This window comes from Duganella sp. FT27W, assembly GCF_009295655.1.
Classification (GTDB): domain Bacteria; phylum Pseudomonadota; class Gammaproteobacteria; order Burkholderiales; family Burkholderiaceae_D; genus Rugamonas; species Rugamonas zoogloeoides.
Window position 1 is genome coordinate 512,269 of sequence record NZ_WHIV01000004.1, and the last position, 23,660, is coordinate 535,928.

Annotated in this window: 22 protein-coding genes; 5 read left to right on the plus strand and 17 right to left on the minus strand. The window is 65.5% G+C overall.

The window, feature by feature from the left end; translation table 11 throughout:
* Positions 1-24 precede the first annotated feature (24 nt).
* The 5 genes from dksA to F8197_RS19395 all read left to right on the plus strand — a co-directional run bounded on the left by dksA (position 25) and on the right by F8197_RS19395 (position 3,816).
* A complete protein-coding gene (gene dksA / locus F8197_RS19375) occupies positions 25-468 on the plus strand; it encodes an RNA polymerase-binding protein DksA (RefSeq protein WP_019924723.1) in 444 nt (147 codons plus the stop codon).
* Between the two features lie 158 nt (positions 469-626).
* Entirely contained in the window at positions 627-1,169 is a 543-nt protein-coding gene (gene hslV, locus F8197_RS19380) for an ATP-dependent protease subunit HslV (RefSeq protein WP_152883224.1), read from the plus strand.
* On the plus strand, positions 1,166-2,512 hold the full coding sequence (gene hslU, locus F8197_RS19385; RefSeq protein WP_193333480.1) for an ATP-dependent protease ATPase subunit HslU: 1,347 nt from the start codon (positions 1,166-1,168) through the stop codon (positions 2,510-2,512). Before hslV ends, hslU begins: the two co-directional genes overlap by 4 nt.
* Before the next feature lie 134 nt (positions 2,513-2,646).
* A complete protein-coding gene (locus F8197_RS19390; protein WP_152883225.1) occupies positions 2,647-2,859 on the plus strand; it encodes a hypothetical protein in 213 nt (70 codons plus the stop codon).
* Positions 2,860-3,066: 207 nt separating this feature from the next.
* Complete coding sequence (locus F8197_RS19395; protein ID WP_056146693.1) at positions 3,067-3,816, plus strand: helix-turn-helix domain-containing protein; 750 nt, start codon at positions 3,067-3,069, stop codon at positions 3,814-3,816.
* A 27-nt stretch (positions 3,817-3,843) separates the two neighbouring features.
* Here F8197_RS19395 and F8197_RS19400 read toward each other — a convergent pair whose 3' ends face one another.
* From F8197_RS19400 to F8197_RS19480, 17 genes are all read right to left on the minus strand, one after another.
* Entirely contained in the window at positions 3,844-6,045 is a 2,202-nt protein-coding gene (locus F8197_RS19400; RefSeq protein ID WP_373996938.1) for a patatin-like phospholipase family protein, read from the minus strand.
* 68 nt (positions 6,046-6,113) lie between these two features.
* Positions 6,114-6,773 (minus strand): type II secretion system protein N, encoded by a 660-nt coding sequence (locus F8197_RS19405; RefSeq protein WP_152883227.1) that lies wholly within the window; start codon positions 6,771-6,773, stop codon positions 6,114-6,116.
* 15 nt (positions 6,774-6,788) lie between these two features.
* Positions 6,789-8,009, minus strand: a complete 1,221-nt coding sequence (gspF, locus tag F8197_RS19410) for a type II secretion system inner membrane protein GspF (RefSeq protein ID WP_019924716.1) — start codon at positions 8,007-8,009, stop codon at positions 6,789-6,791.
* A gap of 1 nt (position 8,010) precedes the next feature.
* Complete coding sequence (gene gspE, locus F8197_RS19415; RefSeq protein WP_152883228.1) at positions 8,011-9,432, minus strand: type II secretion system ATPase GspE; 1,422 nt, start codon at positions 9,430-9,432, stop codon at positions 8,011-8,013.
* Positions 9,433-9,445: 13 nt separating this feature from the next.
* Entirely contained in the window at positions 9,446-11,779 is a 2,334-nt protein-coding gene (gspD, locus tag F8197_RS19420; protein WP_193333481.1) for a type II secretion system secretin GspD, read from the minus strand.
* Positions 11,780-11,791: 12 nt separating this feature from the next.
* Positions 11,792-12,568, minus strand: a complete 777-nt coding sequence (gspN, locus tag F8197_RS19425; RefSeq protein ID WP_373996913.1) for a type II secretion system protein N — start codon at positions 12,566-12,568, stop codon at positions 11,792-11,794.
* Between the two features lie 22 nt (positions 12,569-12,590).
* On the minus strand, positions 12,591-13,112 hold the full coding sequence (gene gspM, locus F8197_RS19430; protein ID WP_308937348.1) for a type II secretion system protein GspM: 522 nt from the start codon (positions 13,110-13,112) through the stop codon (positions 12,591-12,593).
* Positions 13,113-13,117: 5 nt separating this feature from the next.
* Positions 13,118-14,374, minus strand: a complete 1,257-nt coding sequence (gene gspL / locus F8197_RS19435; protein WP_152883230.1) for a type II secretion system protein GspL — start codon at positions 14,372-14,374, stop codon at positions 13,118-13,120.
* Entirely contained in the window at positions 14,371-15,426 is a 1,056-nt protein-coding gene (gene gspK / locus F8197_RS19440) for a type II secretion system minor pseudopilin GspK (protein ID WP_152883624.1), read from the minus strand. The genes gspL and gspK overlap by 4 nt, the downstream gene beginning before the upstream one ends.
* The gene (locus tag F8197_RS19445) at positions 15,426-16,058 is read right to left on the minus strand and encodes a prepilin-type N-terminal cleavage/methylation domain-containing protein (protein WP_152883231.1); all 633 of its coding nucleotides are present in this window, start codon (positions 16,056-16,058) and stop codon (positions 15,426-15,428) included. The genes gspK and F8197_RS19445 overlap by 1 nt, the downstream gene beginning before the upstream one ends.
* Positions 16,055-16,429: a type II secretion system minor pseudopilin GspI gene (gene gspI, locus F8197_RS19450; protein ID WP_056146675.1), complete on the minus strand. Its 375-nt coding sequence runs from the start codon at positions 16,427-16,429 to the stop codon at positions 16,055-16,057. The genes F8197_RS19445 and gspI overlap by 4 nt, the downstream gene beginning before the upstream one ends.
* Before the next feature lie 2 nt (positions 16,430-16,431).
* Positions 16,432-16,902 (minus strand): GspH/FimT family pseudopilin, encoded by a 471-nt coding sequence (locus tag F8197_RS19455; protein ID WP_056146673.1) that lies wholly within the window; start codon positions 16,900-16,902, stop codon positions 16,432-16,434.
* A gap of 29 nt (positions 16,903-16,931) precedes the next feature.
* Entirely contained in the window at positions 16,932-17,375 is a 444-nt protein-coding gene (gene gspG / locus F8197_RS19460; RefSeq protein WP_019924706.1) for a type II secretion system major pseudopilin GspG, read from the minus strand.
* A 213-nt stretch (positions 17,376-17,588) separates the two neighbouring features.
* Complete coding sequence (locus tag F8197_RS19465; RefSeq protein ID WP_152883232.1) at positions 17,589-19,721, minus strand: amidohydrolase family protein; 2,133 nt, start codon at positions 19,719-19,721, stop codon at positions 17,589-17,591.
* A gap of 21 nt (positions 19,722-19,742) precedes the next feature.
* Positions 19,743-20,492, minus strand: a complete 750-nt coding sequence (locus F8197_RS19470) for a molybdopterin-synthase adenylyltransferase MoeB (RefSeq protein WP_152883233.1) — start codon at positions 20,490-20,492, stop codon at positions 19,743-19,745.
* A gap of 17 nt (positions 20,493-20,509) precedes the next feature.
* Positions 20,510-22,138, minus strand: a complete 1,629-nt coding sequence (locus F8197_RS19475) for a S41 family peptidase (RefSeq protein ID WP_152883234.1) — start codon at positions 22,136-22,138, stop codon at positions 20,510-20,512.
* 7 nt (positions 22,139-22,145) lie between these two features.
* Complete coding sequence (locus tag F8197_RS19480) at positions 22,146-23,624, minus strand: murein hydrolase activator EnvC (protein ID WP_152883625.1); 1,479 nt, start codon at positions 23,622-23,624, stop codon at positions 22,146-22,148.
* Between the last annotated feature and the right edge of the window lie 36 nt (positions 23,625-23,660).

Consider the following 23,660-nt stretch of genomic DNA (forward strand, 5'->3'; position numbering starts at 1 on the left):
GTCGTATCGAAGGTAAGCGAAGTTATGACCACTAAAACTAATAAATCGACCGCAGCCGAACGCATCCTGACCGAAGAAGAAATTCTCAAAATGGATGAGAAGGACTACATGAACCCGGCGCAGATGGCGTTTTTCAAGGCGAAATTGCAACAGCTTGAAAAAGAGCTGCTCAAGAACGCCGGCGAAACCACCGAGCACCTGCGCGAAACCGTGCTGGTCCCCGATCCGGCCGACCGCGCCACCATCGAGGAAGAGCACGCGCTGGAACTGCGCACGCGCGACCGCGAGCGCAAGCTGCTCAAAAAAGTCCAGCAATCGATCGTGGCCATCGACGGCGGCGACTACGGCTGGTGCGAAGAGACCGGCGAGCCGATCGGCATCCCGCGCCTGATCGCCCGCCCGACCGCCACGCTGTCTCTGGAAGCGCAGCAGCGCCGCGAACTGAAGCAAAAGCTGTACGGCGATTAACCGCCAGGCAATACCTACCCAAGCACGCGCCTAATCCCCGCGTGCTTTTTTTTGCCCTGGCGCCGTGCAGGGCGCGGGGATTGCAATTGCGTTTTCCGTCCCCATTTCCCCCTTCAAGACGCAGTGCGGCATCAACCAACTGAATATTTGAGGTCAACATGGAACAATTTCACGGCACCACCATCTTGTGCGTGCGACGCGGCAAGGAAGTCGCGCTCGGCGGCGATGGCCAGGTCACGCTCGGCAACATCGTCATGAAGGGCACGGCCCGCAAGGTGCGCAAGGTGTATAACGGCAAGGTCCTGGTCGGCTTCGCCGGCGGCACCGCCGACGCCTTCACCCTGCTCGACCGCTTCGAAGGCAAACTGGAAAAACACCAGGGCAACCTGCTGCGCGCCTCGGTCGAACTGGCCAAGGACTGGCGCACCGACCGCGTGCTGCGCCGCCTCGAAGCGATGCTGCTGGTGGCCGACAGCGAATCGACCCTGGTGATCACCGGTAACGGCGACGTGCTTGAGCCCGAAGACGGCGTGGGCGCGATCGGCTCGGGCGGCACGTACGCCCAGTCGGCCGCCAAGGCGCTGGTAGAAAATACGGAACTCTCGCCTGCGGACGTGGTCAAAAAATCACTGACGATCGCCGGCCAGTTGTGCATCTACACCAACTTGAACCACATCATCGAAACACTGGAACCCGCATGAACATGACTCCCCAGGAAATCGTCGGCGAACTCGACAAACACGTGGTCGGCCAGGGCAAGGCCAAGAAGGCAGTGGCAATCGCCCTGCGCAACCGCTGGCGCCGCCAGCAGGTCGAAGAACCGCTGCGCCACGAAATCACGCCCAAGAACATCCTCATGATCGGGCCGACCGGCGTGGGTAAAACCGAGATCGCCCGTCGCCTGGCCAAGCTGGCCGATGCGCCGTTCATCAAGATCGAAGCCACCAAGTTTACCGAAGTCGGTTACGTGGGCCGCGACGTGGACACCATCATCCGCGACCTGATCGACATCGGCATCAAGCAAACCCGCCTGGCCGAAATGGCCAAGGTGCGCGCACGCGCCGAAGACGCAGCAGAAGACCGCGTGCTGGACATCCTGCTGCCGCCACCGCGCGACTTCGGCTTCCAGCCTGGCAATAGCACCGCGACCGACGCACCGAAGGAAGGCGACAGCACGCGCCAGACCTTCCGCAAGCGCCTGCGCCAGGGCGAGCTCGACGAAAAAGAAATCGAGATCGAAATCGCCGATGCCGGTCCGCAAATGGAAATCATGGCGCCGCCGGGCATGGAAGAAATGACCGAACAGATCAAATCGATGTTCTCGGGCATCGGCAACACGCGTAAAAAAGCGCGCAAGGTCAAGATCAAGGAAGCGATGAAGTTCCTGGTCGACGAGGAAGCTGCCAAGCTGATCAACGACGAGGAAATGAAGCAGAAGGCGATCCAGAACGTCGAACAGAACGGCATCGTGTTCCTCGACGAGATCGACAAGATCGCCACGCGTTCCGAAATCGGCGGTGGCGATGTCTCGCGCGCCGGCGTACAGCGCGACCTGCTGCCGCTGGTGGAAGGCACCACGGTCAACACCAAGTACGGCATGATTCGCACCGACCACATCCTGTTCATCGCGTCGGGCGCATTCCACCTGGCCAAGCCATCGGACCTGATACCCGAGCTGCAGGGCCGCTTCCCGATCCGCGTGGAACTGGAATCGCTGTCGATTGCCGATTTCGAACGCATTCTCACCAGCACCGATGCGTGCCTGACCAAGCAGTACGAGGCGCTGCTGGCCACCGAAGACGTTAGAGTCGAGTTTTCGCAGGAAGGCATCACGCGCCTGGCGGAAATCGCGTTCTCGGTCAACGAGCGCACCGAAAACATCGGCGCGCGCCGCCTGTACACGGTAATGGAAAAGCTCCTGGAAGAAGTATCGTTCTCCGCCAGCGAAACCAGCGGCAAGGTCGTCACGATCGACGCTGCCTATGTCAACGAGCGGCTCGACGCGCTGGCAGTCAACGAAGACCTGTCCCGCTACGTCCTGTAACATGGAAGCTCGCAAACCTACTGCGCGGCCCGCTATCGCCTCTCCGTTGCTCAGCGTACGTCCGTACGCTTCCGCTACTCAAGACGATAGCAAGCCGCTCGCTACGGTTTTCAAGCTTCCATAGGAGTTAAGTGATGGCAAACAAAGCACTGGCAACGCGGCAAAAGAAACAAGTGACGCCCACGCGGGTGCCGCCATCGCCGCCGCCGCGCAACCCGGTGGCGGTCGCTGCCAAGGCGCGCGCCGGTGGCGCCGGCCCCCATGCCAAGCCGCAGTCCACCGAGCGCCAGGCAGCCAAGCGCTTGCTGGCCAAAATCGATCCCAAGGCCGACCCCGACCAGTCATAAAAAAGGCCTCAAACACGTTGCCGTGTTCGAGGCCCTTGCTGGAATTTGTCTGGATCTGCGGCGGACGCCGGTGCTGGCGTCGGCTCGCTATCCATGCAAGCAGTGTCCTCCCATTTCCCGCCCAGTCCTAGCGGATTGTCCCAGGCATCACTTTTCACTACGCCTGGTATCGTGCTACGATACCTTATCACACCGACCAGGCGGACCATGAGCTCTCCCGAATTGCTGTTGCAGGTGCTGCGCACGCAAATGCGCACCGCTGGCGTCACCTACAAAATGCTGGCCGAGCGCATCGGCATGAGCGAATCGAGCGTCAAGCGCATGTTCGGCCAGCAAGATATGGCGCTCTCGCGCCTGGCCCAGATCTGCAAAGCTGCCGGCGTGCCGATGGAAGACGTGCTGCGCGGCGCCGCCGATGCCACCCCGCAAACCGACGCCCTCACCCTCACCCAGGAAAAAGCGCTGCTGGCGCACCCGCATCTGCTGTTAATGGCGATCTGCTGCCTTGGCCACTGGACCGTGGAGCAGGTGCTGGAAACCTACACCCTCACCGAACCCGAATGCATCATGCTGCTGGCCGAGCTCGACCGCTTGGGCGTGATCGAATTGAAACCGCTGAACCGTTACCGGCTGCGCGTCTCGAACGCCTTCCGCTGGCTACCGGACGGCCCGGTGCAGCAATTTTTCCGCGACCACGCGGTCAGCGACTACTTCAGCGGCAGCTTCGACGGCGCCGGCGAAACCCTGCTATGCCTGCCGGCCCGGCTGTCGCTGCCAAGCGCCCAGGAACTGGTGGGCCGCATCCAGCAACTGGCCGGCGAACTGGCCCGCCTGCACCAGGGCGACCGCAAACTGGCGCCAGGCGACCGCGATGGCTTCACCTTGCTGGTCGGCTTCCGGTCGTGGGAGTTCGCGGCGTTTACCGCGCTCAGGCGCGCGCAGTCGCCGGCGCAATAGGCTCGCCGGCAGTTTATCCGATACACATCACCAAACCGGCCCCAGGAACAAATACCCGCTGGTACTGCCATCGCGGGTCTTGCCGGCACCGAAGTACAGCGGGCCGAACCGAGTATCGACCGAGATGAAGGCGCTGGCCGCCTGGCGCAGGGTGTTGCGGTGCAGGGATGCGCTGTCGCTGTAGGCGCCGCCGGTTTCCAGTGAGAAACCTACCCGCACGTCGCCGCCCAGGGCGGCCGGCATGCTGCCGATGCTGCGCGCCGTCACCACCCGCGCCAGCACGGTGCGCGCGCCGGCCACCGATTCGGGCATGGTGCCCGACAGCCGCAGGAAGCCGCCCAGGCTCGACGTGGACGAAGCGCCCCGGTTGCGCGACCATTCGCCATAGACGTGGCCGGCCCAGCGGTCGAGGTGGAATGCTTCGAGCCATTGCACCCGCTGCTGGGTGGCGACGGCAGCGTTGGCGTCGCCGTTTTCGCGGCCCTGCCACTCGATGTTGAACAGCCGGCCCCGGGTGGGGAAGGCGATGGTGTCGAGGCTGTCCACGCTGTACGACAGTGCGCGCACGGTCTCGCGGTCGCTGGTGCTCTGCGACTGGTAGGGGATGGTTTGCTGGTAGTTGGCGCGCTGGCGCGACACGCTGTAGCGCAGGTCGCCCCAGCGGCCCAGCTGGCGGCCGATCGCAAAGGTGGCGCTGTGGGCGTTGTAGCCGTAGCGCGCCTGGCGGAAGCCACTGCTGTCGAAGATGTCGCGCGCGACGATGCCGTGCTGCAGCGACGGCGCCACGTACCATTGCGAACCCGCGCCCAGCGGTTGCCAGAACTGCGTGCCGAACGCGCGCTGGGTGCCGAGGTTGACCACCGTGCGCAGCTCGGCGCCCCAGTCGTTGACCGACGATAGCACGTGCATGAACTTGAACTGGAAGGTGTTGTTGTCATGCGAGTCGCTGCTGAACTCGAGCCCCACGCGCAGGCGGCTGCGGGCCCAGTCGGCCTCGGTCGGCTTGATCAGCACGCTGCGGCCATCACCATCGTCGCGCACCTCGGTTTCTACCCGCGCCAGGTCGCCGCGCCCGAACAGCGAATTGCCAGCGCGCTGGGCCTGCTCGCCGGTGACCATTTGCCCCACTTTGAGGCCCGACTGCGCGGCCAGTTCGTTGGGATTGATGTGGCCGCTCGGCGCGACCTCGAGCTTGGCCAGGCGCATCGGCTGGTCGATCGGCACCGGCGCCGACAGCCGGCTCAATTCATACGCTGCGTACTGCCCCTCGGGCAGCGCCAGGCCGACCAGCTTGTCGCTCATGGCGCGCACCGCCGCTTCCCCCGCCCGCATGGCGCGGTCGTGGCGGGTAAAGTCGAGGAAGCCGATGCCCCCCAGGTCCGGTGCCAGCAGGATGTCGTCGGGCCGCAGTTCCTTGAGCGAGCGCTGCACGTTCTGCTCGGTAAGGATTTGCAGCATCTGCTGCGCCACGCTCACTGCACTGACCAGTTCCTTCTCCTGCGCCAGCGGCGTGCCGACATTGACGGCAATGATGATGTCGGCGCCCATCTCGCGCGCCACGTCCACCGGCAGGTTGCGCACCAGGCCGCCATCGACCAGCAGCCGGTCCTTGATGCGCACCGGCGCAAACACGCCCGGCACCGCCAGCGACGCGCGCATGGCCAGGAACAGCGGCGTGTCGGACAGCTCGACCAATTCGCCCGTCACCAGGTCCGACGCCACCGAGCGAAACGGCAGTTGCAGCAGGTTGACCGGCTTGTCGCGCGCGCCGTGCGGCAGCACCCGCGTCAAGGCCAGCTCCAGCGCCTCGTTGCCGGCGGCGGCCGGCGGCAGGGTCACGCCGTCCCACTTGGCGCCCAGCTCGATGCGCGAGGGCAGCAATAAATCTTCCTCTCGGCGGCGGAACACCAGCTCGTCGCGCGGCGGGCGGTCGGCCACCACCGCTGCCCAGTCGGTGCGGCGCACCAGCAGCTCCAGTTGCTCGACCGAGCTGCCAGCCGCATAAGCGCCACCGACCACGCTACCCATGCTGGTCCCCACCACGATATCGACCGGCACCCGCAATTCCTGCAGAGCCCTGAGCACGCCAATGTGGGCGAAGCCACGCGCACCGCCACCGGAGAGCACAAGCGCCACCTTGGGACGGGTAGCTGGTGCCGCCGGCGTGGCAGGCAACGCTGGACCGGTAACTACGGGCGCGTCGGCGCTGGCAGCGTCAGCAACCGTCACGGACAAGAAAAAGCCGCAGCACAAAGCTGCGGCCAGGAGGCGAAAACCTGTCATGGGTTGAACCCGGTTCATTGTTGGCGGCCGAAGCCGGGGACCGGGCCGATCGCGTTAGGGTTGTTGGGCGTGTTGGGGTTATTGGTATCGCTGGGAGCGCCGGGGTTGTTCTGGGGCCGGGGATTTTGCTGGCCGGCGGCCGGCGGCACCGTGCCGGGCGGCTGCATGGCCGGTGCCGGCTGCATTTGCACCTGCGGCGCCGGCATGGCCGGTGGCGGGGTCTGCACCGGCTGGATCGCCGGCAGTGCTGGCGCGGTACTGGTGGCGCCGGCATCGCTGGGCAGGTCCACCCGCTTGATGGCGCCGCCTTCGGACAGCAGCACGAACCTCGGATGGATTTCCTTGACCGTCACGCCGGGCGACACTTCGCGGCCCAGGCCGTAGGCTTGGGCCGGCTGGTTGTCCATCGCCAGGATGGCGGCGCTGTCGCGGCCGTTGCCGCTGCCAACCGCCGCTACCACGCCCTTGAGCTGGTAGTTGCTGGCGGTGGCCACCGTGATCTGGCCGCCAAACAGGCCCTTGGCGGCATCGAGGTTGAGGGCGGCAGGCGGGGCCGGTGGCGGCGCGGCAATCGCGCGCTGGCGGGGCTGGTTAAACTGCAGCACCCAATAGGCCAGCGACGCGGACAATAGCGCCACGGCCAGGACGGTAACAAACAGGGGCAAACGCTTCATAACGGTCTTTCCGGGTCAGCGCACAAGCTGGTTGATTTCGATAATAGGCATCAGCACCGCCAGCACGATCAAGAGCACGACCACGCCCATGGCGAGGATCAGCGCGGGTTCGAGCAGGCCGGCGATGGTGAGCGTGCGACGCTCGAGGTCGGCTTCCTGGGCGGCAGCGGCACGGTCCAGCATGGCCGGCAGCTCGCCGGTGATTTCGCCGGCGCGGATCATGTGCACCAGCATGGGCGGGAAGTGGCGCTGGGCTGACAGCGACCGCGCCAGGCTCACGCCTTCGCGCACGGCGTCGCTGGCCTCTTCCACCAGTTCGCGCATGGCAACGTTGGACAGGGTGTCGCGGCTGGTTTCCAGCGCGCGCAGGATCGGCACGCCGGAGCCGGTAGTGATCGCCAGCGTGCTGGCAAAGCGCGCCGTGTTGAGGCTGCGCTCGAACTTGCCGTACAACGGCGCAGTCAGCAGCCAGGTGTGCCAGCGCCGCTTGAGCGACGGATTTTCCAGCGCCCGGCGCCAGGCGAACCAGGCGCCGATCAGCGCGATCGCCACCACGATGCCGTAGTTGCGCACGAAGTCGGAAATGGCCAGCATGACGACGGTGAGCAGCGGCAGCTTTTGCTTGGTATTGGCAAACACCGAAACGATCTGCGGCACCACGTAGGTGAGCAGGAAGATCACGATGGCAAACGCCACCACGGTCACGATCGCCGGATACGTGAACGCCAGGCGCACCTTTTGCACCAGCGCGTTGCGGCGCTCGATGTAATCGGCCAGGCGCGACAGCACGCGCGAGAGCTGGCCGATCTGTTCGCCCGAGGCGACCAGCGCCCGATAAATTTCGGCGAAGTCGCGCGGATGGCGGCTCAGGGCATCGGACAGCGCGGCGCCGCCGATCACCTCGGCGCGGATCGAGGCGATCAGGTCGCGCAGGTACGCGCGTTCGGCCTGCTCCAGCAGCGCGGTGAATGCCTGTTCGAGCGGCAGCCCGGCTTCGAGCAGGCTGGCCATCTGGCGCGTAAACAGCGCCAGCTCGGTGGTGGACAGGCGCTCGCCAAAGCCGCGGCGCTTGGCCACGCCGGCGGCATCGACCTGGGCGGCAATCGCATCCACCTTGAGCGGCACCAGGCCCAGCGTGCGCAGCTCGGCGCGCGCCGAACGGGCGCTGTCGGAGTTGAGCACGCCTTTCTTGGTGGCGCCGCCGGCATCGACGGCTTCGTAACGGAATGCTGGCATCTTAGTCTTTCGTCACGCGCAGCAGCTCGGCCTGGGTGGTCACACCGGTAGCGAGCCAGCGCTCGCCGTCCTCGCGCATGGTGATCATGCCGCTGGCAACCGCAGCCGCCTTGACCTCCGCTTCCGACGCGCGGTTGTGGATTTGCGCGCGGATCTGCTCGGTCGTCTCGAGGAATTCGTACACGCCCACCCGGCCGGTATAGCCGGTATGGCCGCAATGCTCGCAGCCGACCGGCTGCCACAGCTGGCCGTCAAAGCTCTTGCAGTGACCGCAGAGTTTACGCACCAGGCGCTGGGCCAGTACCCCCAGCAGCGACGACGACAGCAGGAACGGTTCGATCCCCATGTCCAACAAGCGGGTGACGGCAGCGGCGGCGTCGTTGGTGTGCAAGGTGGCCAGCACCAGGTGGCCGGTAAGCGACGCCTGCACCGCGATCTGCGCGGTTTCCAGGTCACGGATCTCGCCGATCATGATCACGTCCGGGTCTTGCCGCAGGATCGCGCGCAGGGCCTTGGCAAAGGTCATGTCGATGCGGGCGTTCACCTGGGTCTGGCCGACGCCATTGAGGTCGTACTCGATCGGGTCTTCCACCGTCATGATGTTGGTGGTGCTGGCGTTCAGGAGCGACAGCGCCGCGTACAGCGTGGTGGTCTTGCCGGAGCCGGTCGGACCGGTCACCAGCACGATGCCGTGCGGCTGGTTGATCAGCGCGTCGAACTTGGGCAGCATGGTCGCGCTCATGCCCAAATGGTTCAGATCGAGGCGCCCTGCCTCCTTGTCCAGCAGACGCAGCACGGCGCGCTCGCCGTGGCCGGTCGGCAAGGTGGAGACGCGCACATCGACCGGTTTGCCGCCAATGCGCAAGGTGATGCGGCCGTCCTGCGGCAGGCGCTTCTCGGCGATGTCGAGCTGGGCCATGATCTTGATACGCGAAATCAAGGAACCATGGATCGCCTTGCGCGGGCGCACCACGTCGCGCAGCGCGCCATCGACGCGGAAGCGCACGACCGAGGTCTGCTCGAACGGTTCGATGTGGATGTCGGACGCGCTGTCGCGCAGCGCTTGCGTCAGCAGCGCGTTGATCATGCGGATCACCGGGGCATCGTCGGACGATTCGAGCAAGTCCTCGATGGCCGGCACGTCCTGCAGCAGCTTGGTCAGATCGAGGTTGGCGTCGAACTCGTCGGCCACCATCGAGGCATTACCGCCGGCGCCCGCGTACGCGGTGGCAATCGCGATCTCGAGGTCGGCGCGGGTGAGGTTCTTGAGCTGGATGCGGCCGAACCGGCGCGACACCTCGGCAATGGCGGCCGGCGCGGTGGCGCCGCACACCAGCACGTCCACCGTGTTCTCGGCGGTATCGCTCGGCTGCGCCAGCACCACGTAATCGCGGGCAAAGGCGAAGGGCAAAAGGTTGTTCATTGCAGGCGTTCCATCATTGTTGCGGCTGCGGTTGATAGAGCGGCTGCGGCAGCTGCGGTTGTTGCTGCCCCGACGGCTGCGGCACGAGATTCTCGGCACGGCCCGGCACAACTTGCGACGGCACGGTCTGGATCGGCCGCGCCAGCGTACCGCTGGCAGTCGGCTGGCCGCTCTGCATATTCGGCAGCATCGGCTGGCCCAGGTCCTTGACCAGGATGCTGTCCGGCGGTTTGATCGCCTCCTGGGCGCCGCGCATGTAGTCGTAGCGGTCGGTAGCCAGGCTGGTGCTCTGCTCCTTGCTGCGGATCACGACCGGGCGCAGGAACACCATCAAATTGGTTTTCTTGCGCGACCGTTTCTGGTACTTGAACAGGTTGCCCAGGATCGGAATGTCGCCGAGGCCACGGGTTTTATCAACGCTGTCGCCCTCGGTGTCTTCGATCAGGCCACCCAGCACGATGATCTGGCCGTCGTCGGCCACCACGTTGTTTTCGATCACGCGCTTGTTGATGGTGATGCCGGCGGCGGCGGACAAGGTGGACTGGTCCACGCTCGACGTCTCGTGGTAAATCGCCAGCTTGATGGTGCCGCCTTCGGAAATTTGCGGCCGCACCTTGAGCGTCAGGCCCACTTCCTTGCGGTCGATGGTCTGGAACGGGTTGGTGTTGGTGCCCGAGGTGGTGGTGAACTGGCCGGTCAGGATCGGCACGTTCTGGCCGACCGAGATGGTGGCCAGTTCGTTGTCGAGCGTGATCATGTTTGGCGTGGACAGCACGTTGGCATTGCCATCCGATTCGAGCGAGCGGGCCAGCACGCCCAGGCCCAGGCCGCCGGCGACCTGCTTGAAGATACCCACGGTCAGGCCCGCGCCGGGCAGGCTGGCGGCGGTGGCGGTGGACGTGTTGCTGAGCGCCTGCGCCACGCCGAGGATGTTGTTGTTGGCGCCGGCCACGCCGGACGACTGTACCCCGCCCAGCCGGTACTTGCTGTTGGCGTCGCCGGTGGCGCCCAGCCATTGCACGCCGAATTCGGACGCCTTGTCGGACGATACTTCCACGATCAGCGACTCGATGTACACCTGGGCGCGGCGCACGTCGAGCTGGTCGATCACCGCGCGCAGGTTGCGGTAGATCGATTCAGGCGCAGTAATGATCAGGGTGTTGGTGGTGGCGTCGGCCTGGATGAAGCCGGCCTGGCCGCCGCCACCCTGTTGCTGCTGGTTGTTATTGCCGGTCAGCAGAGGGTTGGTGGGACCGTTGGTGCCGCCGGTGTTGCTGCCCGAGCCGGAATTCATGCCGGTATTGCTGCTTTGGCCGCCGAACGAGTTGTTGTTCATGCCCTGGTTGTTATTGCTGGTGCCGCCGCTGTTCTGGTTGGGATTGGACGTGTCGCCCGATACCAGCGAACGCAGGGTTTGCGCCAGCTTGACGGCCTCGGCGTTTTTCAGATACACCACGTGGACATTGCCCAGCTCCTGGGTAGGCTGGTCGAGCTTGGCGATCAGCGACTTGGCCAGGTTGGCGCGCGCCAGCGACGGCGCCCGCAGCACCAGCGAATTGGTGCGCGGATCAGCCAGCACATTGACGCGGCCGGCATCGCCGCCACCGCCAGCGGCAGCCCCGCCGCCACTGGCATCCATCAGCTTGTTGATCATGGCAGCCAGGTCGCTGGCGATCGCGTAGCGCACCGGGATCACGTCGAGGTCGGCCGTGGCGGGCGCATCGAGCGCGGCGATGATTTTCGCCAGGCGCTTGAGGTTGTCCGCGTAGTCGGTGATCACCACCGTGTTGTTGCCGGGGTTGGCGTTGATGGTGTTGTTGGGCGAAATCAGCGGGCGCAACACGGTGACCACGTTGTTGGCCGACTCGTAGTTGAGCTGGAAGATCTGGCTGACGATCTGGTCGCCCTTGATCTGGGTGGGCGCCGAGCCCACTTGCGTGGGCGACGATTGCAGCTTGGCGTCCGCCTCCGGCACCACCTTGGCGTAGCCGTCGCCGCTCACCACCGCAAAGCCCTGCAGGCGCAGCGCCGAGGTCAGCAGGCTGAACGCCTGCGACTTGGTGATCGATTTTTCCGATACCAGCGTCAACGTGCCCTTGACGCGCGGGTCGATCACGAAGGTAATGTTGGTGTAGTGGCCCACGGCCTTGATCACCGATTCGATGTCGGCGCCGACGAAATTGAGCGCGGCGGCGTCATCGTTACCGCTGCCTGTGGCGGCCTTGGCGGCGTGCGCGACGCCCGGCAGCAGCGCCGTGGCGGCGGGCGCCACCAGCGCACAGCACAGCATCGCAGCGGCGTTCAGGCGACGCAGCGCGGGAAGTTGGGTTGGGCTCTGTTTTTTCATGGGGCTGAACTTTTAAGAATGGAACTCTAAAGCGATGATGGTGCGGTCACTACCGGGGCGGCGCTGGCCTAGCAAACTCAACAGATTGGCCAGCACGTCGTCGTATCCTTGTGCTGCTTCGGCCTGCCCGGAAAAATTCAGGCGGCCACGGTTCAGGTTACCGCTGCCGCTGAGCAGCAGGGGGCCTTTGACGGAGCTCAGCGTGAGCGCCGCCTGCTGGCCGCGCCAGTCGAGCGCCAGCGCATAACTGCCGAGCGGGCGCACCGGCGCCAGCCGCGACGACATGTCCGTCATTTCCAGCGTGGTGCGGCCGTTGACGGCGATCTGCTGTTTGTCCAGCACCAGCTCGAGCCCGGTCCACGACAGGCGCATGCTGCCGCTCGGCGCCAGCGTATTGAGCGGCGCGCCGAGCCCGGACAGGCCTTCGGCCGGCAGCAGCAGCGCCGATGCGCTCAGTTGCCACTGCGACCAGCTGCCTTTGAAGGTGATCGGCTGCGCCAGCGCCTCCGGGTTCTCCAGCCGCAGATCGACCATGCCGATCAGCGCCAGCGGCGAGACGGTCCACGTAAACCGTCCCGGCAGCAGCGGCGTGACCGGGCCATTGCCGCCAGCCGCGCCGCCAATGAAGGCGGAACCGCGCCACAGCGTACCCTGCGCGTCACCCAGGGTCAAACGCCCGCCCGTGCGCTGTTCGACCAGCGAACCGAGCCAGGCGGCGGGAAAGAAAATGGCGAGCGTCAACAGCACGCTGAGCACGCAGGTGGCCACCCACAGCAGGGCGCGCTTCACGGACGGGCTTTCGGGAAGATCGTCATTGCAGGCTCTGGCGCAAGGTGATATTGCCGTTGACCATGCCGGCCACGTCCTGCGCGACAAAATTGGCGTCCTGCACGGCGATGCGGCCGTCCATCCGCGCCGCTTCCAGCCAGGTCACCACGGCCGCGAACGGCACGTTGGTGAGCTGGACCTTGGCGTACTCGCCGGTGATGTTCACCGTGGGCGAGCCGAGGCCCTGCGCCGCCATGCTGGCCGCCAGGCTTTCGCGCGTCATCGCTGGCGGGGCGATACTGGTCTGGCCGCGCAGCGCTACCGCTTCGCGCGCAAGCGATTGCATTTCCGCTGCCTGCTGGCGTTTGAGCGGCAATTCCGTCGCCAGCCGGGCGCGCCCGGTCAGCGCCGGGTCGAGCAGCACGCCGTAGAACAGGCCGACGCCCAGCACCACGCCGCCCACCGCCAGGAACTTGCGTTCCTGCTCGGTACGCGCCATCCAGAAAGTGGCGGCGCGGCCGCGTGCGTCTTGCAGTTTCTGTTGCAACTTGCTTATGTTACTCATGCTGCTCATGCCTTCGCCGATGGTTTGGGGGTGGCCTTGCGGCGGATCTGCCAGGTGCCCGGCGTGGTTTCCGACAGTTCCAGCTGGCGTGCCTCCAGCGCGGCTCGCACCTGCGCCATGGCGGCGCCATCGACCGTATTGGGTTTGACCTTGACCTGCAAGGCGCGTTCCCGGTAATCGATGCTGGCCACCACGTCGCGCCTGGGCAGCGTGGCCAGCACTTCGCCCACGTCCACCGACAGCGCCACGAAGCTGTCGTTCGGCGCCTGGCCGTCGCCGCCCTTGGCGCGTTCCACGTTCTGGCGCATTTGCCGGATCGGATCGACACTGAGCGGCTGGTTCGGATACGCCGACTGGAACGCCTGCGCCATCGATTGCTCGACGGCGGCCATGTCACGCTTCTGGCCCAGGTAGTCGATATTGAGGCCCACCACGTTGACCAGCAGCGCCAGCGCGGCCAGCCGCAGCGGCCAGCGCCAGCGGCGCCATTCCCGCGCGGCGGCGCCTGAAGCACCCAGCGCCGGCGCCAGGTCGAGGCCGGCGGCGCGGGCCGACGCCACCCAGTGCTCCCAGCGGTCTTCTTCCAGCGTCAGGCTGTCGCCATTCTGGTTGACGTCCACCAGCAGCGGCGCGAAGCGCTGGATCTCGTCGGCCGGCAGGTACAGCGTGACCGGCTCGGCGCCGGCCAGCGCGCGCACCGTGTGCAGCGCGGCCGATGGCTGCGCCGGCAGGGTCAGGCCCAGGCCGTCGAACTGATCGCGGCGCATGGTCAATTCAAAACCGGCGTCGTTGGTCTGCAGGCTGGCGGACACAGAGCCGGGCTGGAACGGCAGGCACAGTTGCGCCGGCACCGCAGACACGCTGTGCGCACCCTGAGCGATCAGTGCCTTGACCAGCACCTCGAGCCAGGCACGCTGCACCACGGACACCGTGCGCAAGCCGTCGGGACCGTTGCCGGACGCGGCCAGCACGCAGTCGGCGACATCGCCCAGCACGTGTTCTTCCACCAGCGCCGGCAGCGCCGCCTTCAGGCGCGCGGGCGCCAGCGGCGGGGTTTTCACACGCAGCAGCGTGACGTCGGACGCGGCCAGCAGCAAGGTCACGCGGCGCGCGGACGCCACCATGGCGCCCAGGTTGCCCAGCGGTGCGTTGCCCTGCTGTTGCACGGCGCCACCGTCGGCCACCAGCGCGAATGCGCAGGTCTGCGCGGCGCCGCTGTCGACGCTGGCCTTGGCCGGGTAGCGGATAAATAAAGTAGTCAAAATTCTCGCTTTCGTTGATCGCCGTTCTCGTTTTCCCGTATCCACAACACCGTGCTCTGCCCGGAGGTACCATTGCGCTGCAACAGCGACACCGCATCAAGCGCCGCCCGGTCCAGCCGCACCCGGCTATAGACCAGGAAGAAATTGCTCTTCACACCGAAAAGCAACCCTTGCACAGGCTTGCGATTGGCCGGCCCGAGTTGCGGCAGGTTCGTATAGTCTGCGGTATCACGGTAAAACCCGCCGCGCTTGCGCGCGTTCACCATCACGTTGGCATCGGCCAACGGCAGGTTGGGCGACAGCGCAGCAAGTAATTCCGGCGGCGCCGTGTTGACGTTGAGCTCGGTGCGCTGCGGCAGGATGATCAGAAAGTCCCGCAGCCGCTCCATCGCCTGCGGCGTGAACCCGCTGACCGACAGTAAATCATCGACCCGCACCAACCCCATCGGCTCCGTGCCACCACTCGCCCCTTGCTGCGCCGGCGTCGTGCTGCCGGGGCCGGTTTCAGTACTGGTGCCAGCACCCGCGCCGGTCGCCGGCGTGGGCACTGGCTGGGAACTCGCCACCTGCCTGGCCAGCGGCAGCGCCAGGCTGGGGTTGAGCTGCAACTGGGTCAGCAGGCGCTCGAACATCGCCACATCGGTCGGGCTGATCGCGCGGCCATTGGACAGATTGGTCAGATTGTAACGCGACTGCGCATCGACAATCTGGCCGGACAGCGTGGCATTGAAATTCTCGCTCTCGCGCTGTTCGCGTTCGATGTAGTCGTCGATCCTGGTTTCTTCAAGCGGCTGGGCCCAGATGCCGTTTTCGATGGTCAAGCCGCCCTTGCTGAAGAAGTCCACCTGCAGGATCAGCCTGCTCAAGCTGAGCGCGCCGCGCACGATCCAGCGCGTCTGGAATTGCAGGCGCTGGTTTTCCATCGAACGCACCTGCACCTGCTGCTGCCAGAACAGGCTGGCCACGATGGTCACCGCCAGCGTGGTCAAGAGCAGCGCGGTGACCACGGCGACGCCGCGCTGGCGCAGGAGTTGGCGTGGGCGGGCGGCCATCACAGTTCCCCCAGCAGGTAGGATTTCACCAGCGGCACTTCCTGTCCGCGCACCGTCAGCGTCACTTCCAGCCCGGTCGGCACGCCGGTGCCGCTGACGGGCGCGGTGCCGCTGGCCGGCAGCCACTGGTTGTCGGCCCAGTAGCGCATGGTCATCGCCTGCACGCCCGACTGCAAGGCCACGCTGGCGGACGTGCCGGTATCGCTGAGCGCAGCCTGCCACAGGGTGTCGAGCTCGCGCAGGTCGCGGGTGGCGTTCGACTCAAGGCGCACCAGCACGCCATCTTCGCGTACCCGGTATGAGACCACCAGCAGCCGCGTAGGTTCATTTTCCAGCATCGCCATGCGCACCAGCGTGATGCGGTTGTTTTCGGCCGCGATCATCGGACGGCGATTCAGATAGCTCGAGTTGGCCAGGCTGGACAAGTCGCTTTGCAGCTGGGCAAACGCCAGTTGCAGGCCACGCGTGTAGGCCATTTCCGTGGTCAGCGCATCGCGCGAGCGGATGATGCCGTCGAGCCCGCGCCAGCCGAGCACCGCCACAAACGCCAGGATGGTGATTGCGACAAGTAATTCGATCAGGGTGAAGCCGCGCGGGCGCGGCCGGTGCTTCGGCATCGACTGCGGCATCATGGACTGAGCACCTGTGCCAGCTTGATGATGCGGCGCTCCGGGTTGGCCTGGTCATACACGCTTACCTCCACCCGGCGAAAGCGCGGATTGGCCGTGGCGATCACGGCCTCCTCGCACATCAGCTTGAGGTCGCCCTGCGGGCATTCGAAGGTTTGCTTGCCGATGGCCGGATAGGTGCGGGCCAGGCTCAGTTGCACCAGCCGGTTCTCGGCCGACCACGTGGCCATCATCGACGCGCGCAGGCCGGCGCTGTTCTGGGTGAGGCTGCCCACAGCGCGCAGCGAGGCGCCCAGCGCGGTGCCCACGATCACCAGGGCGACCAGCACTTCGAGCAGGGTAAAGCCGGAGGAATAAGCTGAAGAGCGGCGCATGGTCAATCCACCATGAAGTGACCGACGCCATCGGCGCGGATGGCCACGCTGCTGCCGTCATTGCTGGCCATGGTCAGCACGAACGGCTTGTCCACCGGCTCGCGGCCGAACACGATGCGCATGACGCCTTGCTGAAAGTTGGGTTGCGGATCGAGCATCAGGGTGTAGGGGCCGCGCTTGAATTCGCGCGCGCGCAGCAGGTCGTCCTGCACCGCCACGTCCCACTGGCGGCCGTTGCGGATCAAGAAGCGGTAGCCGTCGCTGCTGGCCTCGAACGCCACCTGGCGGTTGCGCACGATGGCTTCGTCGCGCGCCATTTGCAGCAGCAGCGCGATGCGCTGGGCTTCCTGGTGCACGGTCTGGCGCTGGTCGGGCATGGCGTTGAGCGAGACGATCCCCAGGGTAATGCCCAGGATGACCATCACCACCAGCAGTTCAATCAGCGTGAAACCACGCGCGCGGCCCGCAACCATGGGCGTGTCCTTAAAATAATACCGGGGGCTTACTCGTCCCAGGAACCGATGTCGGCATCGTCACCGGTGCCGCCCGGCTGACCGTCGGCGCCCAGCGAGTACACATCGACCTCGCCCTTGACGCCCGGCGACAGGTACTGGTACGGCGCGCCCCATGGATCTTTCGGGGTTTTCTCGATGTAGCCGCCCGCTTTCCAGCCATTGGCGGCCGGGCCGCTGGTCGGTTTTTCGCGCAGCGCCTGCAGGCCCTGCTCGGTGGTTGGGTAGCGCTGGTTGTCCAGCTTGTACAGTTTGAGCGCCTGCATGATGGTGGCGATGTCCACCTTGGCGGCGGCGACTTTCGATTCGCCGGTGCGGCTGAGCAGCTTGGGCACGACCAGCGCGGCCAGCACACCCATGATGACCACGACCACCATGATCTCGATCAGGGTGAAGCCACGGGCAGCGCGTCGGGATAGGGATAACTTTTTCATAATCTGGTGCAATAATTAGTGAGTGCAGAGTATAAGGCCGAAACACGGTCATCGACCGGATCGCGACCACGATTTTTGCGCGCCGGGGCTTAGAAAACTCTTAACCGGCGCCGGTATTTACCCTGTTTTACCGGTTTCCGGTACCTGGTAATACTGCTGTAACACCGCGGTCATGGAGCTGTCACGATATTGTCATGCAAGCATCGCAGGCCATCAATCGTGCTTGCGGGCGCTGCCCTCGATGCGTTGCAGCGCGCCGTCGTTGCCGCCGCCGCCCACTGCCTGCCCCGAGCTGGCAGCCAGCGCCGATTGCTGCACCACCGGCGGCGCCGTCTCGACAAACGACTTGATGCCCAGCGCGGCGTCGATCTGGTTCGGGTAAATGATGAAGCCACGCGTGATCACCGCCGACACCTTGCGCACGTCACGGATATCCTTGGTCGGATCGCCATCGACCAGCACCAGGTCGGCCAGCTTGCCCGGCACGATGCTGCCGCGGTCGTTGCTGGTGCGGGTGTAGCGGGCGCCGTTGCGGGTGGCCACTTGCAGCGCCTGCGCCGGCGTCAAGCCCGCCTTGACCAGCAGCGCCAGCTCCGAGTGCAAGGTAAAGCCCGGCACATCGTCGGTACCGGCCACGATCGGTACGCCGGCGCGGTACATGACGCCGACGAAATCAACCATCCTGGCATACGATTTTTCGTAGCGCTGCACCTTGTCGGCCGCGATCTTCATGGTGCCGACCGAGAAACTACGCTTGACGTCGGGCGGCATGTAGTCGGCAAAATCGGCATATGGCTCGTTGACGTCGCCATCGCGCTGCTTGAGGAAAGCGAACGCCGACAGGGTCGGGTCGATCGAGATCTGTTTTTTGGCCAGTTGCGCCACGAAATCCTTGACCGGCTTCGAGTTGAGGTCGAGGTCGGCCACTTTTTCGGCCGGCAGCACGAAGCGGTTCAGGTTGCGGGTTTCGGTGTCGGGCTTGACGAAGAAATTAAGCATCACCTGGTTGATGTGCTGGATCTCGTCGTAGCCGGCGTCAAGCGCCTGCTGGGCGCGCAGCCCGGCCGGCACATGGCCGGACACGCGCATGCCACGGCTGTGCGCATACGCCACCGTGTCCTTCAGGATGTCTTTCGGGAACGAGTTATAGATCTTCAGTTGCGGGTAGCCGCGCTGGGCATACCAGTCGATGGCGTTTTTGGCGCCCTCGAGGTCCTTGACCAGGAAGCCGCCGCTGGCGCTGTACGGGCTTTCGCCCTCTAAAAAGCCGGTGGGCACCACTTGCGGCGCCAGCAGCTTGCCGGCGGCGGTTTCATCGAGCATCGCCTGCAGCTGGGCATTGTCGTTGCCCATGTCGCGCACGCTGGTCACGCCGGTGGAGATATTCAGGGCACCCGACCAGCGATCGACATGGCCATGCATGTCGAACAGGCCCGGCAGCACGATGCGGCCACCGGCGTCGATGATGTTTTTTGCTGCGCGCGTGGGCGAGCCGGCCGGCAGCACGGCGGTAATGCGTCCGCGCAGCAGGTAGATATCGGACGGCTGGCCCACGGTGGCCTTCTCGCTGTCGAACACGCGGGCATTGCGCACCACGGTCAAGCCGTCGAGCGGGTGTTGCAGCCTGGTCGCGACATCGGTGAGCATCTGCGCCTCGGCCGCTTTCTGGCGGCGGGCCAGGTCGGGGATGGCATCCTGCCAGCCCTGCTCGAGCATGGACAGGAAGCCGGGAATGACCACCGCGAACAGGCGCGGCTGGTCGCCCGTGGTGGCCCAGTAGAACGACGGCGACAGACCGATGCCGGTCAGCGCCAGCAACTGCACGGTCTGCTTTTCGCCCTTGGCATTGGTCACTTGCGCCGTTTCCAGCTTGGTTTGCGACAGCGTGCCGGTAGGCAGCAGCGCAATCTTGCCGTCTTTGGACGCGGCCAGCGCGGTAATCGCGGCAGACACCACCTCGAACGAACTGTTGAGCGGCACATAGCTGGCCGGCGCAGCCAGCGTGGCGCTGCCCTTGTCCGAGGTGGTGGTCCATTCGGCCACATTGCCCTGGCGCGTAAAGCGCTCGTCCACCACGGCGCCAAACGTGGAATTGCCCTTGACCTGGTATTCGGTCATCAACAGGTCGGGGCCGAGGCGGAATTGTTCGGTCAGCTCGGGACCGCGGCCGTTGTTCTTGTAGGTGAAGCGCACGGTGGTGCGGCCGTCGTCCTGGCGCTCGACCACCTGCTCGCCCATCTGCTTGTTGCTCTCGTTGAGGATGAGGAAAGTCGTGGTCGTGGCGGCATGGGCGCCGTGGGCCAGCAGGGCGGCAGCCAGGGCCAATGGTAGTGCGCGTTTCAGCATGACGGTTTTCTCCGGTGAGTATCAGGGGTGCCCGCACACGGGGCAATGCTCGTTGCGGGCCACGGCAATGCTGGTCCACTCCATGTACAGGCCGTCGAGCATCAGCAGCCGGCCGGCCAGCGACTGGCCCACGTGCATCAGCAGCTTCAAAGCCTCGGCCGCCTGCATGGCACCGACCACGCCGACGAGCGGCGCGAACACGCCCATGGCAGCGCACGCCACGTCTTCGAATTGCTGGTCTTGCGGGAACAGGCACGAATAGCACGGCTGGTCGCCGCCGCGCGGATCGAACACGCTGACCTGGCCATCGAAGCGGATCGCTGCGCCCGACACCAGCGGCTTGCGCTGCGCCGCGCAGGCGCGGTTGACCGCGTGGCGGGTGGCAAAGTTGTCGGTGCAGTCGAGCACCACGTCGGCCGCCGCAACCAGCTGCGCCAGGCGCGCCTCGTCCACCCGCTCGGCCAGCGCGGTGATGCGAATGTCGGGATTGATCTGCGCCATGGTGGTGCGGGCAGAGAGCGCCTTGGACTGGCCCACGCGTTCGGTGGTGTGGGCGATTTGCCGTTGCAGGTTGGTCAGATCGACCACGTCGTCATCGACGATGGTGATGTGGCCCACGCCGGCCGACGCCAGGTACATGGCCGCTGGCGAACCGAGGCCGCCGGCGCCGATCACCAGCGCGTGCGACGCCAGCAGGCGCTGCTGGCCCTCGATGCCGATCTGGTCCAGCAGTATGTGGCGCGAGTAGCGCAGCAGTTGCTCGTCGTTCATGTTCGGCCGCCAGCCGTTTATTGCGCGGCCGGCTGGGTTGGTGATGGTTGCGGGGCGGCGGCTTCCGGCTTGGGCTTGGGCAGTTGCAACGGTTTGTCGCTCGGCTTGTTGGCTGGCTTGTCGGTGGACTTGTCGCCCGGCTTGGCCGGCTTGTCACCCGCTTTGGCGTCCGGCTTGCTGTCCAGCTTGCTGTCCGACTTGGTTTCACCGCTGGCCGCGCCCGGCGCCTCTTTCGGTTCCGCCTTGGACAGTTGGACCGGCAAACCTTTGAAATGGTTCAATGCCTGGGTCAACTGGAAGTCGTCCTTGGTGCCGAATTCGACCGGCTTGATTTTCCTGGACAGTGCGATCAGGCGCTGTTCTTCTTCCAGGCTGTCGCGGCGGGCGTTCAGCGCCTTTTGTTCGGCGGCTTCGGCGGCCGGATCCTTGTCGTTGCCCAGGTGTTTTTGCAGGTCCGACTCGCGCATGCGCAGGCTGTTCAAGCCATCGCCCTCGGCGGTTTCATCGACCATCAGGTCGGGCACGATACCGCGCGCCTGGATCGAACGGTTTTTCGGCGTGTAGTAGCGCGCGGTGGTGATCTTGACGGCGGTATCGGCGGTGAGCTGGCGCAGGGTTTGCACCGAGCCCTTGCCGAAGGTCTGCGTGCCCATGATGGTGGCGCGCTGGTAATCCTGCAGCGCGCCGGCGACGATTTCGGACGCCGACGCCGACCCGGCATTGACCAGTACCACGATCGGCACATCCTTGACGCCGGCCGGCAATTTGGCCAGCGGATCGCCCTTGCCGCCCGGGGCATAAAACTCGGGGCGGGCATAGAAGGTTTCCTTGGCGCTGGCCAGCTGGCCGTTGGTGGACACCACCGCCGCATCGCGCGGCAGGAAGGCGGCCGAAACGCCGATGGCGCCCGGTACCACGCCACCGGGGTCGTTGCGCAAGTCCAGAACCAGGCCCTTGAGCTTGGGTTCCTTGGCGTACAGTTCGTTGATCTTCTTGACCATGTCGTCCAGCGTGGGTTCCTGGAACTGCGAAATGCGCAGCCAGGCGTAACCGGGCTCGATGATCTTGCCCTTGACGCTCTGGACGCGGATTTCCTGGCGCGTGATGGTCATGGTGAGCGGCTTGTCCTCGTCCTTGCGGCTCAAGGTGAGCGTGACCTTGGAGCCGGGCTCGCCGCGCATCTTTTTCACGCTCTCGTCGAGGTTCATGCCCTTGATCGGCGTGCCGTCGATGCGGGTGATCAGGTCGCCGGCCTTGATGCCGGCCTTGAATGCAGGCGTGTCCTCGATCGGCGAGACCACCTTGATGTAGCCGTCCTCGGCGCTCACCTCGACGCCGATGCCGACGAACTTGCCGGCCACGGTGTCGCGCATTTCGCGGAAAGCGCGTTTATCAAGGTACACCGAGTGCGGATCGAGCGAGGACACCATGCCGGCGATGGCGTCGGTGACGAGCTTCTTGTCGTCGACGCTTTCCACGTAGTCGGTCTTGATCAGCCCGAACACATCGGACAACTGGCGCAATTCGGCCAGCGGCAATGGCGCGCCGGTGACTTTTTGTGCAATGGCGGAAAATTGCAGGGAAGCGGCAACGCCCGCCACCATGCCGATACCGATCAGACTGATACTCTTGAACTTGTTTGCCATGGTTTCCTTAGAACTTCACCCAACCCGACGGATCGAAAGCCGCGCCGCGCAGGCGAAGCTCAAAGTATAGCCCCGATTCCTCGTTGCCACCGCTGTTGCCCACGCTGGCAATCGCATCGCCGGCCTTGACCACGTCGCCGGGACGCTTGAGCAGCGACTGGTTGTTGCCGTAAATGCTCATGTACTGGCCGCCATGATCGACAATGATCAGGTTGCCGAAGCCGCGCAGCCACTCGGCAAACACCACCCGCCCGCCGGCCACCGTGTGGATCTCGGCGCCTTCGGCCGCCTTGATGAACACGCCCTTCCAGGCCGGACCGTCGCCGCGCTTGCTGCCATATTTGGCAGCGACGCGGCCGTTGACGGGCGCGCGCATCTGCCCCTTGAGGCTGGCAAAGGCGCCGGCCGGCGCCGCCGGTGCCAGTGCGATATCGGCCGCCTTGGCCGGCGGCTCCTTCGGTTCCGGCGGTACCGGCGTGGCAGCGACTTTCGGTTCGTCGGCGTCGATCGGATCGAGCTTGACCGGCGGCGGCGGCGTGACCGGGGTCGCCGGTTGCTGCGGCTTGATGGTGCCCGATTTGCCGGCGTTGGCCATGGCGGCAGCCTTGGCTGCGGCCTCCCTGGCGGCAGCGGCGCGCGCCAGGCGCTGGCGCTCGGCTTCGGCCGCCCTGGCTTTGGCCAGCGCGCGTTGCTCGGCTTCGGCCTTGGCCTTGGCGGCGGCGCGCGCGGCGGCCAGTTGTTCCTGGCGGCGTTTTTCGGCGGCGGCAGCGGCCGCCTGTTCCTCGATCAGCTTGTTCAGGCGCGTGACCAGGCCGCCGAGGCGCTGCTCGTCGCGCTCGACATTGCCGACTTCCTTGCGCTGGGCCACCAGCTTGCTCGACAGCTGGGCCAGCAGCGCCGCGCGGCGCGCCTTTTCCTGCTCCAGCTTGTTTTTTTGCTGCAATTGTTCCTGGGCGATCTCGCCCAGTTCATCCTTGGCGTTCTGGGTATCGGCCTGGTTGTCCTCGACCGCCTTGAGGCTGGTGCGCAAACTTTCCAGCAATTTCGCCTGCGCTTGCGACACGTACGACAGCATTTGCAGGTCGCGGTTGATGCGGTTCGGGTTGTCGCCGGAGAGCAGCAGCTTGATACGGTCCTCGTTGCCGGCCACGTAGTGCTGGCGCAGCATTTGCGCCAGTTGCTGCTGCTGGTCCTTGACGGTGGCGCTCAGGCGCTCGCGCTCGGCGCCAAGCGCGGTCAGCTTGCTGTTGGTATCGTTCTGCTCTTGCTGCAGGTCGCGCAGGGCGCGGTTGGCGTCCGAAATCGCCGCTTCCGATTCGGCCAGCGTATCGGCCGCGTCTTCCTTGGCGCTCTCGGTCTTGCCGATATCTTTCTTGAGGGCGGTGAGTTTTTGCTGCAAGCCGGCGCGTTCGGCTTCGGCCAGCGCCTTTTGCTTGCTGCGCTCGGTCGGCTTGCCCGGCGCGGCGTGCGCCACCGGGACCGCCATCGAAGTTGCCAACGAGGCGGTGACCAGCAGCGCGGC